Raw genomic sequence first — 14,169 nt, forward strand, 5'->3', positions numbered from 1 at the left:
CATTCGGCAGGAGCTGCTCGTAAGAGCGTAACGCGCCAAACCATCCATCAATGATCTGCGTCTGGTCCTACGAGGCACGCGAACGACGCAGGATATTCGGCGTCGCGCTGACTGTCTGGAACGAGGCAGCAGGCGTCCACCGAATAGAATAAGGGTAGCAGTCCCGCGCCTTAATGTATACAGTGGTATCCAAAGTATACAATGGTATGCAGAGAGCCACCCAATGCCACAAAGCAAACTCAAGGCGACCTTCATGCGCGGGGGCACGTCGAAAGCCGTCGTGTTCAACAGACAGGACCTGCCGGCAGATCCCGCGCAGTGGGACCCGATCTTCCTGTCCGTCATGGGATCGCCCGATCCCAATGGCCGCCAGCTCGACGGAATGGGCGGCGGGCTGTCGTCTCTGTCGAAGGTTTGCGTCGTTGGCTCGCCGACGCGGCCGGATGCCGACATCGACTATACGTTCGCGCAGATTTCCGTGAAGAGTGCCGCGGTCGACTACAGCGCAAATTGCGGCAACATGTCTTCGGCGATGGGCCCGTTCGCCGTCAGCGAAGGCCTGGTGAAGGCGCCGGCGAACGGCGAGGCCGTCGTTCGCATTCACAACACCAACACCGGCAAGATCATCGTTGCACGTTTCCCCATGGCTGACGGGGAGGTCGAGACCGAAGGCGAGATGACGATCGATGGCGTCGGCGGACAGGGAGCACCGGTCCGGCTTGAATTCGTCGATCCGGGCGGCACCAGGACCGGTCGCCTGCTGCCGACCGGTCGCGCCTGCGATCATTTCGACATCCCCGGTCTTGGTTCGATCGAGGCCTCGCTCGTCGATGCCGCCAACCCCTGCGTCTTCGTCGCCGCCGGTTCGCTCGGCAAGGACGGCAGCGAGATGCCCGAGGCACTCGAGAGCGATCCGGTCTTTCTCGAACGGATGGAAGCGATTCGCTGCGCGGCCTCCGTGGCGATGGGCCTTGCGCCCGATGTCGCCGCAGCAGCCGAGATCCCGAGCGTGCCCAAGGTCGCGATGATCGTGGCGCCGCGCCAGATGACGACATTGTCGGGTCGGCGGCTTGAGCCTTCGGACATGTCGCTGGGCATCCGGATGATTTCGATCGGTCAGCCGCACCGCGCGGTCCCGATCACCGGCGCCACCTGCCTTGCCATTGCGGTACGCATCGAAGGCACGCTTGCGAACCGGCTGGCCCGCCCCGGCGATGGCCCGATCACCGTCGCCCATCCCTCCGGCACGACCGTGGTCGATGCAGCCGTGGAACATGCCGGTGATCCCGCAAAGGCGCGGGCCATTCATGGCGCGGTGTACCGCACCGCCAGACGGCTGTTCGAAGGCAACGTGCTCTATCGAACTGCCAAATCCACCGCGCAAGCACGACGCAGCGCGTAACGTTCCCGGAGCTCTCTTAGATGACTTATCTCGTTGCCGCCGACCTTCCCCGCGAATCCGCCGGCCGCCGCTTCCGCGAGCTGTTGAAGCGGCCCGGCATCCTGCAGCTGCCGGGCGCTCACAACGGCATGGCGGCGCTGCAGGCCAAAGCGGCCGGCTTCGACGCGCTTTATCTTTCGGGCGCCGCGATGACGGCGTCGATGGGCTTGCCTGATCTCGGCATCATCACCGTGGATGAAGTCGCCTTCTTCGTCCGCCAGATCGTCCGCGCCGCGGGATTGCCCCTCCTCGTCGACGCCGACACCGGCTATGGCGAGGCGCTGAACGTGATGCACGCAACCCGCGTTTTCGAGGACGCCGGCGCTGGCGCGCTTCACCTCGAAGACCAGATCCTGCCGAAGAAGTGCGGCCATCTGAACGACAAGAAGATCGCCGATGCGCACGATATGGCGGCCAAGATCGCGGCCGCATCGAAAGCGCGGCGCGATCTCGTGATCATCGCCAGGACCGACGCCGCCGCTAGCGAAGGCCTCGACGGAGCGGTCGCACGCGCCAGATTGTACATGGAAGCGGGCGCCGATGCGATCTTTCCGGAAGCGCTCAACACGGCCGAGATGTTCCGTGCCTTTGCGGAGCGCATGCCTGATGTCCCCCTGCTCGCAAACATGACCGAGTTCGGAAGGACGCCGTTCTTCACGGCCGCCGAGTTCGAGGCGATGGGCTACGCGATGGTGATCTGGCCGGTCTCTTCACTGCGCGTGGCGAACAAGGCCCAGGCGGAGCTTTACGCGGCGATTTCGCGTGACGGCGGCACGCATGGGGTCGTCGAGCGGATGCAGACGCGGGCGGAGCTCTACGCGACGATCGGCCTGCACGCCTATGAAGCTCTCGATTCGTCGATCGTGCAGACAGTCGTTCCGGCCGGCATGCCACAACGCAACTAGCGTCGCGCGATGGACGTTCCTTCTCTCCGCTTGATCCGGAGCAAAGAGGAAGCCGGCGCACCCGTGCTTCAAATTGAGGAAGAAGGACCAATAAATGGTGGGCGCACCAGGGCTCGAACCTGGGACCCGCTGATTAAGAGATAGCGACTGGTGAAGAACAATCAATGACTTGCCGGTTGCACGCCTGGGCTTACCCGGCCGAAAATGGGCATTCGCCGCACGGTCATCGTCCTTCGTTGCATTGGCTGCAATGCGCGCAACCGGGTCAGCCTGCCTCTCGCCACGAATACGGATCGCCAGTCCCTGGGGCTCATAATTAGCTCCCTTGGGCAAGTACTTCTCTACAATTTGACTTTTGTCAGGTTCCCAATTGCATCGTCCATATAAATTGCCTTTGCACATTCAGGAGAGCTCACACATTCATGCTTGTCGTCGTTGCGCGGAGGCCCTTGCTTACGTTCGGCGCGATGGGAGCGCCGCGTGGCGCGTTCCTCAACGGAGACCGGTTGCCATGCCACTTCAACCAGATCCTTCCGAAGAAATCGTAGTTGACCAACGTTCAGGCGTACTGTTCGCCATGTTTGACGGCGACAAGCGGGTGCTCTGCGAGATCGAGTCGGGGGCATTGGCCGATCGCGCAATAGCTGATGGCGCCGATGAGAATGACATCCGCGCGACCTATTACAGACACCATAAGACCATCCAAGTCATAGCCAGCCAGAACTATGATGCCGGGCAAGAGCGACCGATCGTCACGACCTACCAGCTTACGCCGCTTCCCTAGGCTCTCGATACTCTCAACTCAGTCGAACATCTCGGAGGGAGCTTGACACTGTTGATGCAGCCATCGCCAAAGCGTCCCACCGCGCCACCGTGGAGTACCGAGGAAATAGAGCAGCTTCGGTGCCTCATCCTGGAAGGTAAGAGCGTGCATGCCGTTTCAAGGCGCCTTGGAAGAACGCCACAAGCCATAAGAAAAGTCGCAAGCAGGCTGAAGCTGCCACTGCGGGTCATCTGAGCCCGGATCTCCGAAACGCAACCGCTTCCATTCTTCATCCTCGTCGATCATGCGATCGACTGAGACGCCCTTGGGGCAGCGCAGAGCGCATCAGGCTCTTCGGCGGCGGCTATAAGCTCTTTCGTAGGCGGATATGGGACGCGCGAAGTCATTCCCCGCGGACACCGTGGCATTTGAAGCTCAAGCCGCATTTACATCCCTCAAGTGAGATTTGGCGCACTTATCCGCCTGCCCCCACCGTCGGCGGGATGTCCAGCCACTCACCCTTTCCGACCGAATTGGTTCTCGCGCAATCCGTCAGGCTCTTTGGTTCTTGCGGGGTGCGCCATGATGCCGCAGAGCCGGCATGTAGCGATTGCCCGAGCGATTAGTTGCTCGATGGCGCCCCTGAAACCTACGCGTTGCCTACTTCACAATGAGTGTCGGCCGAGCGAATACCGGCAAAGCCGCCGATATTGTGGGCGAAAAGCCGAAAGTGAAACGCCTCTTGGGCACACTGCTCGTTTGACAAACGAGATTTGCCCAATCCGCGGTAGTTCACCGTGACAGTCGCGTCCAGGGCCCAGCCATCGTGTATCCTTCCGAGCAGAAGCAAAATGAACTGAACTCGGTCGAAGCCATACCAATGGTTGTACACCGAGACCCCGGCGCGTGATGACCAGGAACTGACCGGACAGATGCGGATTAACTGAACGGCCTCGGGGTTCTTGATGACGGGCCGCTGCTATCCCGTCGCTCTGCTTATGTCCTAGGAGTTTTCTATCGATGAACGCCGGGGGGTACTTTGGCGATTGGATCTGTTGTTTGGTTTAATAGATTTAAGGGTTACGGGTTTATAAGACCCGATGGCGGAGGCAAGGACGTATTTGTTCACATGTCGGCCGTCGAGCAAGCTGGCCTTCAGACGTTAGTCGAGGGGCAAAGGGTGAGGTATGAACTCGTGACTGCCTCTGGCAAGATGACCGCTGGTCATCTGCGGATCAGCACAACGGACCCCTCAAAGGGATGAAAAGACTTAAGTCTTCGGCACCATCCGATTTCTGATCTGGGCCGCGCCATGGATATACGCAGCCTCTTCCGCCGCGCGTTTGCAGTCTTCGTGTCACGTCCTGCCGTGCAAGGCTCTGAAATTCCCGATCATGTCGTTGTAACGTCCAATCAGATCTGTCAGTTCGTCGCGGTGCTTTGCCAGAAAGTCAGCGATCCCGGTAGCGACCGTTCGCATCATTACATCAATCTGGCCCAATAGCTCGCGCCGGGCTGTATCGTAATAATCCGAGAAGGGACGGGCAACATCGGACCATTCGCTCGCCACTCTCATGGACTCAAAGATCGACGGTCCCGACTGCGGTGCAACTTCGTACCAGCGATCCCATCGCGCGCGTCGATCGACCACTTCTGTTCGACGAGTGCTGCCACCATCCGAAGGAGGAATTTCTCGCTCGACATCGACAGAAAGCAAATCCAGCGTTTCGTTGTGAAGACGGTCAATCTCCAAAATCAGTTGATCGTACGTGCCGCTCAACCGCGTGAGCTGCGACCAAGCAAGTCTCAAATGTTGGTAGTGCGACAACTCGCCTCGCGCCCACGGATATCCGCGCGCAAGAACCTGGCAAGCAACCAGGTCGCCGTACACAGTTCTCAACTCCAGAAGTGCACGCACTTCCGCCTTCAAGCGCTGATGGATGGTCGCGATTCCTGCCCTCACTCCGTCCGGTACGAAGTCGAGTGAAGGGTCGGACAAGCTTATCAGATTGTCACCGGCCAGGTCGACAATCGCCGCGATCAGCCGGTCAATTTCGCTTACGGTCGGCTCGTCCACCCTGCTCATCTTCCCAACATCCAACGCTTTGGTCGCCCCGGGCGTCTGGATCGCCCTTCGCTGGCGCCCAATCCTGATCCGGAGCCTCTCAGGCCTCAGCCGTTTTCGAAAGCCCAATTTGTGCTCAGAATCAAGGCAGGGAGGATGTAAAGTTCGCGGCGCTGGCGGGGGGTGCCAAGCAAACGACCGCGAAGCCGCTGTTTTGGACACGCTCACCTGGGCGTATGGGCGTTTGTGCGGCGGTCCTCGTCACGTCGAACACGGCCCGGCCGAAGCCTCGCCTCTCCGGGAGAACGATCGCCGGCCGCGTCCGCGGAGATCGCCCACGGGTCCGTTGACAAACCGATGGCCGTAAGTGGCGACGGACCGAGAGGATCAGAGGAGATCGTCGTAAGCCTGTGCCTGCGCTTGCCGAGTGTTTTGCAACTATTTCAGTTTCACTTCTGCGGACGGTGCTCCGGCAAGCGGCTTTGTCACATTGTCGTTGACGCTGCGTGAAACGCCGTATCCGCCGGCCACCGACTTGGCAAACCCTAGCTGTTGCGCCCTTCTGCCAGCCCCGCTCGACCGTGCAATATTGCCTTGGGGCCGCTTCCGGCCCAGCAGATCGTCATACACTTTCAGCGTTCTCAGTGCGATGTCGGACCAATCATAACGCAAGGCACTCTCGCGGCGCACGGCTTCCCGATCCTCTGCGCAAAGACGGGCAACGGTCAGCGCCGAAAGCTTTGCGCCCATCTCCTCGCAATTCCCAACCTGGAAAATGTGGTCGGGGTCGCTTACGACCTCGAGGTTGGGGGCAATATCACTCACCAGCACCGGCAATCCGTAGCTGAGCGCTTCAAGCAACACGATGGGTAGTCCCTCATGCGACGAAGGCAACACGAACAGCGCAGCGTGAGCATAGAGTTGTCGCAGCGCGTCGCCGGTCTGGAAGCCCGCCATGACAACATTCTGGCGGCCGGCCGCCTCTCGGACCAACTGCTCCGCGTATTCGCTCTGGTGGTCGATCTTTCCAACAATCGCCAATTTCCATCCTGGCAGTGTGGCTGCTGAAAAAGCACGCAAGAGATCGAGTTGCCGCTTCTCGGGAACCAGGCGACCAACCGCCAAAATATATCGTCCTGGCTCCAATCCAAGCTCGACGACCTTGTCGGCCTGCTGCGGAATCTCCGCAAACGCGACACCGTTCGGTATAACCTCACAAGGCTTGCCATACTTGGACGCAATGAGATCGCCAATATTGCGGCTGACCGCGATACGTTTGTTGGCGTAACGCATCCCCATCGCCTCTCCGGCCCTGAGCACCGTGCGGGCCGCCCACCCCCATTTCTCCCGATTGTAGTCCTCGCCATGATGGGTGACAACGACCCGCAGGCCGATGGCCCGCAGCAGCGGAGTCACGATGGCCGGCCCTATGCCGTGAATGTGCACGACGCCCGGTCTGCGAAGCGCCGCAACGAGCGCACAAATCAAGGAGTGAAGCAACGTTTCGACGTATTTGTTTGGTACCGTCCACAGTCGCAATATTCGGACGCCTCTCCATGTCTTGGCCATACTCGGCTCGACATAGGGGGACCGCATCCCGACGACAACTTTTCTACCGAGTGTGACCACACGTGGCGCGAGATTCTCTGCGTGCGTTTCGATACCCCCCTGAACTTGCGGGAAACCTCGGAAGCCGAACATATAGATCTCGCGCCTGCTCATCTGGACTTCCTCCACTAATCTAATTGTTCATGAACGTTCGCAGCGGATAATGTTCGTCGGGGGTAATGCGTCCCTTGACCAGCCGTGCTTTGACGTTCTTGGCCAAGAAGGACGTTCGTTGGACGTGCGGGGACGGCCTCACGTCGGAGTAATCTATGTAGCTGTCAAAACAGATGCTCTTGCCAATGGAAACCTTCAGCTTGTTCTTGAAGACCCAGAGCAGCGGGCCGGCTTTTGGCAACTGAGGAACGAGATTGGATCGCATGGCGGTCCGCGCCGTGGTCACCATCCAACAATTCTGACCACAGGCTGCGACTTTCTTACGCGTCTGCTGTGCCACTTCGCTGTTCAGGATCTCGTCCCATGATTGCCGCGCAAGATTTCCCATCGGGAGATCGGAGCGAACGTTGCATGCCCATACATCCGACCAAGGATCGATGAACGCGAAGTCCTTGCCTGCGCTGCAGGGTATCAGCCGATCATGTCCCAGGATCTTTTCGATCAAACCAAGATTCAGGTAAGCTCTAAACCAATTTTTCGGCTTCGGACTGCGCAGCATCGCGGAGATCAGCCCTTCGACCTTTCGCGCGACCGACTTCCGATCATAGAAATAGTTGTCGTTCTTGTAGAACTGCCACGCATTGTGGAGCGTAGAAGTCGCCAGCTCAAACTTCTCCCTGCGGGCGAACTCGTACACATCGACGAGCTGATCGACATTCTCGTCCTGAATGACCATCGCAAAACCGAGATCGGTGCCACCCGCCTCGCGAAGCATGCGCAGTCCTGCTACCTTGGTGCTATAGCCGTCCTTCTCGCCGCGAATCCTGTCGCTCGTCTCCTGATCACCCTCCAGCGAAAAGCGCACCTTGATATTCGGATACTTCTTGATGATCGGAACCAGACGCTCCGGGTGAAGACCATTCGACGAAATCTCCGTCACCCTCGCCTTGGGATAGAGAATATCGATCATTTCCGCGAGATCTTTGCGAAGCGTGGGTTCACCGCCCGACACATTGAGATTGTCGAAGCCGGCAGGAAGTTTCGACAAGGTCTCTAGCGACACCTCTTCTCTTGGCTCGGTCGGGTTCTGCCAGATGTAACACATCTGGCACTTTGAGTTGCAGCGGAACGTCGAAATGACAGTAAGGTCCATTTTACAATCCGACTCTCTTTGATTTCGCCGATTCAATCAGACTCTCGTACAACGACAACAACGCGGCTCCATGCGCCTGAAGTGAATACTCGGCCTCGACAATGCTCCGTGCACCCCGGCCGAACGCTGCGCGGCGATCGCGATCAGCAAGGAGCGCCCCTATTTTTTCTGACAGCTGGGAGCCGTTGCCAGGACCGAACAGGAGGCCCGTCGTGCCGTCCCTCACAAGCTCCGGGATACCGCCGATACGCGACGCAACAATCGGCTTTCCGTGCGCCATCGCTTCGAGAATCGAGAGGGGATTGTTCTCGTGCCATTCTGACGGGACCGCGATCAACGCCGCACCCGCGATCGTCCTCGCCAGGTCGGTGCCCGTCAGGTGCCCTCTAAACTCTGCGGCCGGGTACTTCCGCCGAAACTCCTCCAGCAGCGGCCCCGTGCCTGCAATCACAAGCCGCCAGGCTCCATGGTCGGCCGCATGCGCCTGGAGGAGCGTCTCAACGCCCTTCTCCGCCGACAACCGCCCGAAACAAAGCACATACCCCTCGTCATGCGCAGAGACCTCGATACGAGAGGCGTCTATTCCGTTCGGAATATGAACCACCTTGTCCGCACCAAACCGGCGAACGATGGCGTGGTACATGAATTTGCTCGGCGCGATGAACTTGTCGACGCGATGGTAACTTCCCGCCAACGCGTGATAGCGCGCCTCCGCCCATAGCAACGCGCTACGTCCGAGCGACCTGTCGGCGCAGCGTTGCGTGAGAACCGCCTCGAAGGCACCGTCCGCACATCTCGTGCAAACCAACCCATTGCTGAGCTGAGTATAGACAGGACATACGGGTTTGTAGTCGTGAAGCGTCAGGACGACTGGGACACTCTGCCTAGCCGCAGCGGTAATGATAGAGGGAGTGAGCTGGTGGTAGATGTTGTGGCAATGCAGGATGTTCGGATCCTCGTCTCGAATCAGACGAGTGATGTTTGCAACGGCCTCAGGCGAGTGAACAAAGGAGAGCGCGGACTTCAGCTTGTCGCTTCGCGACGCAGTGCGGTATGATTTTTGCGATACGAAATAGGACTGGAAGCGCGATGGGACATTTCGGTCGTCGTTCATGGAGAATTCCACCACGTCGACGTTCCTGCTTCGCATCAGCTCCATCTCGTCGAACATCACGACTTCCGAGCCGCCGTTGCGAAAGAGAAATTTATTCGCAAACAGGACTTTCAGCGTACGCCGATCCGAATAGCCGAACTGATGAAGGCCGGCGTGTTGGACATCTTGTTCGGGCCTCGAGAGTTCGGTCGGACAGGTGACTGCCGCTTCCTCGCTGAAATTGAACGACGATTTCATCATTGCGGCGTTCCCGACCGGGAGGTCAGAACGAGCCGAACTGCGGTGCGAACGCCAAATGCGGTTGGCCGGCGTTCGATCGGGCGGTACGTGGCTGCTCTCGTTATGACCATGCAAGACACGATAAGCGACCGCCTTCCGCCAATATTGACAGCCGTCAACTCGCTTTCGAGGCGCTGCATAAGATGAGGCGATGGCCCGTTCTCGCGTCGGATTGCTGTCCTAGTCGGCAGATACCGGCTTGCGTCTGGCGCTAGGCGCAACACCGGAACGACGCAGCTCATGATGGAAATGCACTGCTACAGAGATCGCCGGGCCGCAACTGCGTGATGCAGCGCGGGGTGCAAATGCACGAGCAAACTGGGCCGATTGGCACAATCCCCGATCAGGGATTGATCGCGCTGGTCATGATTCTCCGGTTTCACGGGATCGCAATAGATCCAGAACGTATTCGTCATCAGTTCGGAGCGATCATCAGGGTTCCCGATATGCTCCGCTGCGCAAAGGAGCTGGGACTGAAGGCTCGCGTCCTCAAGACGAATTGGTCCAGGCTTTCCGGCCTACCGATGCCGGCACTCGCCATCCTGCGCGGAGACAAATTCCTGATCTTGGGAAAGGCCGGAGCGGACAAGGTCATCGCCCTGGAGCCTGGCCGCCCACAGCCGGTCATGATGTTGCGGACCGAGCTTGAGGCCACCTGGGACGGTTCGGTCATCCTGATGACTCGCCGCGCATCTCTTTCCGATCTTGCACGCCGCTTCGATATCACTTGGTTTCTCGGTGCGATTCACAAATACCGCCGCTTGCTAAGCGAAGTACTGGCCGCATCATTCGGCCTCCAAATCTTTGCGCTGGCGTCGCCCCTTGTCTTACAGGTCGTGATCGACAAGGTCCTGGTTCATCGGAGCATGAGCACATTGGACGTTCTTGCTGTTGGACTCGTCGCGATCGCATTGTTTGAAACGGTACTCGGCATCCTCCGCACTTATGTTTTTTCTCACACCACGAATAGGATTGACGTCGAACTCGGCGCCCGGTTGTTTCGTCACCTGTTGGCGTTGCCGATTGGGTATTTCCAGGCACGGCGGGTCGGCGACTCCGTTGCCAGAGTGCGAGAGCTGGAAAATATCCGAAACTTCCTGACGAGCTCCGCCCTGACCCTCGTCATCGATCTGCTTTTTGCGACGGTCTTCATCGCGGTGCTTTTCTTCTACTCGCCAGCCCTGACATGGATCGTTCTCCTCTCGCTCCCCATCTATGTCGCGATATCTGCCGGCGCCACCCCGCAGTTTCAGCGGCGGCTCGACGAGAAGTTTCAGCGCGGAGCTGAAAACCAGGCTTTCCTGGTGGAAAGTGTCACTGGAATAGAGACGCTGAAGGCGATGGCCGTCGAACCTCAGATGCAGCGCCGCTGGGAACAGCAGATAGCCGGTTATGTCGCCGCGAGTTTTCGGGTGACCAGTCTTGCAAATGTGGCAGGCCAATCGGTTCAATTCGTCAGCAAACTGGTGAGCACAGCCATCCTCTATTTTGGCGCAAAACTTGTTATAAGTGGCGATCTTACCGTTGGAGAACTCGTTGCCTTCAATCTGATCGCCAGTCGCGTCAGCGCACCTGTGCTTCGATTGGCTCAAACGTGGCAGGATTTCCATCAAGCCCGGCTTTCGATCGCACGCCTCGGCGATATTCTGAATACGGAGACCGAACCGCTATACAGTCCCGGCAAGATGGCGCTGGCCGCCGTTCAAGGTCACATCACTTTCGATCACGTGACCTTTCGCTACCAGATCGACGGACCTGAGGTGCTACGAGACGTCCACCTTCATATTCCGGCGCACCAGGTCATTGGAATAGTGGGTTCTTCGGGGTCGGGAAAGAGCACGCTGGCAAAGCTCGTGCAACGACTTTATGTACCCGAACGCGGCCGGGTGCTGGTCGACGGGATCGATGTGGCCCAGGTCGATCCTGCCTGGCTGCGTCGGCAGATTGGCGTGGTTCTTCAAGACAGCATCCTCTTCAACCGATCGATCAGGGACAACATTGCGTTCGCGGATACTGCGGCGTCGACAGAACGCGTCATCGAGGCGGCCACAATGGCCGGCGCACATAACTTCATTTTGCAGCTCCCGAACGGTTATGACACGGTCGTGGGGGAGCGCGGGAGCAGCCTGTCGGGCGGACAGCGTCAGCGCATTGCAATCGCGCGCGCGCTGGTTACCGACCCCCGGATCCTTATTTTCGACGAAGCCACCAGCGCGCTAGACTACGAGAGCGAGAACATCGTTCAGCAAAACATGACGAAGATGTCGCAAGGCCGCACTGTACTGATCATCGCGCATCGACTTTCGGCTCTGCGAATAGCCGACCGCATCATCACGATCGAAGACGGCCGCTTGATCGAGGACGGGTCCCACCAGGACCTGATCAAAAGCGGCGGCCGGTATTCGAAGCTCTATCGTCTCCAGGCAGGGCTCCATGACTTTCGATAGCACGTCCTGCTTTCACGACCGTGCCGGGGCGCCATGCGACCTCGCCAACTCGCCTCCAACCCTCTATTGGGGCCAATGAACCCCGATGGAACGGACAGCGACACCGTATATCGATGATCCGGGGCTTTTCGTCCTAGACGTGCTGCTTCGCTTGCGCGGCGTTGAAAGTAATCTCGATCACATTCGCCGGCGGTCAAGCTACGCGCCGATCGGCGTTTCGCAAATGCTGGCTTATGCGAGAGAGGTCGACCTCTCTGCGCGCTGTGTGCTGACCGATTGGGACGGACTTTCCAAGCATCCACTCCCCGGCATTGTTGCGCTTCGCGGCCGACGCTTCGTCGTGCTTGGAAAAGTGCACGGCAATGAAGCGGTTGTCCTTGCTCCCGGCGCCGAACGCCCCTCCATCATTTCCAGATCTGAACTGGAGGCCAACTGGGACGGACGGCTGATCTTGATCGTGCAACGCCGCGCGATCGCCGCCTCGCTCCTGCGCTTCCCTCGGGACTGCCAACGCCTCATTCGGGATCTCAGGGCTTACTCGCGAGCCGCGATCTCTCGACTGGCCGATTTGTTTTCCGGTCCGGCCGGTCGAGTGCGTGCAAGAGCTACGCGATGGTCGGCTAGGCGGACCCAGGCGGCGCCGAGCGGCCGCACCGGAAATGCGGTGATTGTCTTCGCAGATCACGCGCGCCAGCTTGGACGTTCGGTTGCAAGGCTTGGATCGACCGATCGGGTCCGCTCGAGCGACGAGCTTGCCTTCCTTCCCGCTGCGCTGGAGATCGTTGAAACTCCTCCCTCCCCAGCGGGACGCGCCATTGTCGCTAGCATTTTGGCGGGGCTTACTATCGCACTGGCCTGGGCCTGCATCGGCAAGCTCGACATTGTTGCCATTGCTCCCGGCAAGATCATTCCAAGCAGCCGTACCAAGACCATTCAGCCCCTTGAAACCAGTGTTGTCCGCGCGATCTACGTCCGCGACGGACAGGCTGTTTCAGCCGGCGAGCGCTTGATCGATCTGGACGCGACCATACCGGAGGCCGAGCTGAGTCATTTGAAGGGCGATCAGATGAGCGCCCAGCTCGACGTCGCGCGTTTCAAGGCGCTGCTCGCAAACAAGGCCGATCCCGTTTCGGCCTTCGAACCGCCACCCGGTACGCCGCCTGCCATGTCGGAGTTGCACCGTCGCTTTCTTCTCAGCCAGGCTACCGAGCAAAACGCCAAGATCGCCGCTATTGATCACCAGATCGCTCAGAAGGAAGCCGAGCGAGCGACCTCCAAGGCGTCGATCGACAAGCTGAAGGCAACTATCGGGCCCCTTCAGCAGCGCGTCGAGATACGAGAGCAGCTGTATCAGAAGGAGTTGGGCTCAAAACTGCTGTACTTGACCGAATACCAGGAACTGCTCGGCCAACGCCAAGAGATCCTCGTTCAGCAAAGCCGGTTCGGCGAAGCCGACGCCGCCATTGGCGTTCTCGTCGAGAGCCGAAACAAGTCGATTGCCGAGTACGAGCGCAGTTTGTTCGAAGAGCTCGCCAAAGCGGACCAGAAGGCCGCCGGGTTAACCCAGGACGTGATCAAAGCCGAGCGGCACACCGGTCTGCAGAACCTGACAGCTCCAATCAGCGGAGTCGTACAGCAGCTCGCTGTTCATACAGTAGGCGGCGTCGTCACACCGGCGCAACAATTGATGCTGATCGTGCCAACCGACAGCAACCTTGAGGTCGAAGCGATGATCTCGAACCAGGATATCGGTTTCGTCGAAGCAGGCCAGGAAGCCGCGATCAAGATCGACACCTTCAATTTCACCCGCTACGGCCTGCTGCGCGGCAGGATTGTCAGTATCTCCCAGGACGCTATTCCCCGCAACAAGCCCTCGGACACCGGCAATACAAAGCTTATGGGCGCGGATACAACCAGCAGCGAACCGAAAGGTCAGGAGCTCGTGTACGCCGCGCGGGTGTCGCTCGATCGCAACTACATGGACATCGACAACAGGCGTGTCAACCTTTCTCCGGGCATGGCCACCACTGTTGAAATCAAATCGGGTTCGCGCAGCGTCATCAGCTATATCCTCTCACCGATCATGAGATACAAGCAGGAAAGTCTACGCGAGAGATAGTCGGCAGCCCGTCGACGCCAACCGCGACTTCGGCCAGCACAGAGCGTAAATTCCCTGCCGCTTAGCTAGGAGGCTTCGCCGGCTGCACATGTCGGCCTTCGGCCCGATATAACCAGTTCGCGGTCAAGCGGCTGAGGCCGCCCCCGCAGACTCCTCCCGTG

10 protein-coding genes are annotated in these 14,169 nt (G+C 59.2%); 6 read left to right on the plus strand and 4 right to left on the minus strand.

The window, feature by feature from the left end; all coding sequences use genetic code 11:
* Positions 1-223 precede the first annotated feature (223 nt).
* The 4 genes from XH79_RS39005 (at position 224) to XH79_RS39020 (ending at position 4,373) form a co-directional block, all read left to right on the plus strand.
* Complete coding sequence (locus tag XH79_RS39005; protein ID WP_271585145.1) at positions 224-1,402, plus strand: 2-methylaconitate cis-trans isomerase PrpF family protein; 1,179 nt, start codon at positions 224-226, stop codon at positions 1,400-1,402.
* A gap of 20 nt (positions 1,403-1,422) precedes the next feature.
* Positions 1,423-2,346: a methylisocitrate lyase gene (gene prpB, locus XH79_RS39010; RefSeq protein ID WP_212337778.1), complete on the plus strand. Its 924-nt coding sequence runs from the start codon at positions 1,423-1,425 to the stop codon at positions 2,344-2,346.
* 511 nt (positions 2,347-2,857) lie between these two features.
* A complete protein-coding gene (locus tag XH79_RS39015) occupies positions 2,858-3,130 on the plus strand; it encodes a DUF1488 family protein (RefSeq protein ID WP_271585146.1) in 273 nt (90 codons plus the stop codon).
* A gap of 1,018 nt (positions 3,131-4,148) precedes the next feature.
* Complete coding sequence (locus XH79_RS39020) at positions 4,149-4,373, plus strand: cold-shock protein (RefSeq protein ID WP_271585147.1); 225 nt, start codon at positions 4,149-4,151, stop codon at positions 4,371-4,373.
* A gap of 93 nt (positions 4,374-4,466) precedes the next feature.
* On the opposite strand, the gene XH79_RS39025 is transcribed toward XH79_RS39020, so the two are convergent.
* The 4 genes from XH79_RS39025 to XH79_RS39040 all read right to left on the minus strand — a co-directional run bounded on the left by XH79_RS39025 (position 4,467) and on the right by XH79_RS39040 (position 9,403).
* Complete coding sequence (locus XH79_RS39025) at positions 4,467-5,195, minus strand: hypothetical protein (protein WP_271585148.1); 729 nt, start codon at positions 5,193-5,195, stop codon at positions 4,467-4,469.
* Between the two features lie 417 nt (positions 5,196-5,612).
* Positions 5,613-6,896, minus strand: coding sequence for a glycosyltransferase family 4 protein (locus XH79_RS39030; RefSeq protein ID WP_271585149.1), 1,284 nt, complete (start codon positions 6,894-6,896; stop codon positions 5,613-5,615).
* A 19-nt stretch (positions 6,897-6,915) separates the two neighbouring features.
* On the minus strand, positions 6,916-8,049 hold the full coding sequence (locus XH79_RS39035; RefSeq protein WP_271585150.1) for a radical SAM protein: 1,134 nt from the start codon (positions 8,047-8,049) through the stop codon (positions 6,916-6,918).
* Position 8,050: 1 nt separating this feature from the next.
* Entirely contained in the window at positions 8,051-9,403 is a 1,353-nt protein-coding gene (locus XH79_RS39040) for a glycosyltransferase family 4 protein (protein WP_271585151.1), read from the minus strand.
* A gap of 344 nt (positions 9,404-9,747) precedes the next feature.
* Between XH79_RS39040 and XH79_RS39045 the strand changes: the two genes are divergently transcribed.
* Together XH79_RS39045 and XH79_RS39055 are read left to right on the plus strand one after the other, a co-directional pair.
* Positions 9,748-11,889 carry a type I secretion system permease/ATPase gene (locus XH79_RS39045; protein WP_271585152.1) on the plus strand — a complete coding sequence of 714 codons (2,142 nt, stop codon included), beginning with the start codon at positions 9,748-9,750 and terminating at the stop codon, positions 11,887-11,889.
* Positions 11,890-11,974: 85 nt separating this feature from the next.
* Complete coding sequence (locus XH79_RS39055) at positions 11,975-14,008, plus strand: HlyD family type I secretion periplasmic adaptor subunit (protein WP_333938936.1); 2,034 nt, start codon at positions 11,975-11,977, stop codon at positions 14,006-14,008.
* Positions 14,009-14,169 lie beyond the last annotated feature (161 nt).

Origin of the sequence: Bradyrhizobium sp. CCBAU 45389, assembly GCF_028128625.1 — a bacterium.
GTDB classification, from domain to species: Bacteria; Pseudomonadota; Alphaproteobacteria; order Rhizobiales; family Xanthobacteraceae; genus Bradyrhizobium; species Bradyrhizobium liaoningense_B.

Excerpts from the sequence above, each read along its gene's own strand:
- XH79_RS39005 (WP_271585145.1), top strand. The coding sequence starts at position 224 with ATGCCACAAAGCAAACTCAAGGCGACCTTCATGCGCGGGGGCACGTCG.
- prpB (WP_212337778.1), top strand. The coding sequence starts at position 1,423 with ATGACTTATCTCGTTGCCGCCGACCTTCCCCGCGAATCCGCCGGCCGC.
- XH79_RS39015 (WP_271585146.1), top strand. The coding sequence starts at position 2,858 with ATGCCACTTCAACCAGATCCTTCCGAAGAAATCGTAGTTGACCAACGT.
- XH79_RS39025 (WP_271585148.1), bottom strand. The coding sequence starts at position 5,195 with ATGAGCAGGGTGGACGAGCCGACCGTAAGCGAAATTGACCGGCTGATC.
- XH79_RS39030 (WP_271585149.1), bottom strand. The coding sequence starts at position 6,896 with ATGAGCAGGCGCGAGATCTATATGTTCGGCTTCCGAGGTTTCCCGCAA.
- XH79_RS39035 (WP_271585150.1), bottom strand. The coding sequence starts at position 8,049 with ATGGACCTTACTGTCATTTCGACGTTCCGCTGCAACTCAAAGTGCCAG.
- XH79_RS39040 (WP_271585151.1), bottom strand. The coding sequence starts at position 9,403 with ATGATGAAATCGTCGTTCAATTTCAGCGAGGAAGCGGCAGTCACCTGT.
- XH79_RS39045 (WP_271585152.1), top strand. The coding sequence starts at position 9,748 with ATGCACGAGCAAACTGGGCCGATTGGCACAATCCCCGATCAGGGATTG.
- XH79_RS39055 (WP_333938936.1), top strand. The coding sequence starts at position 11,975 with ATGGAACGGACAGCGACACCGTATATCGATGATCCGGGGCTTTTCGTC.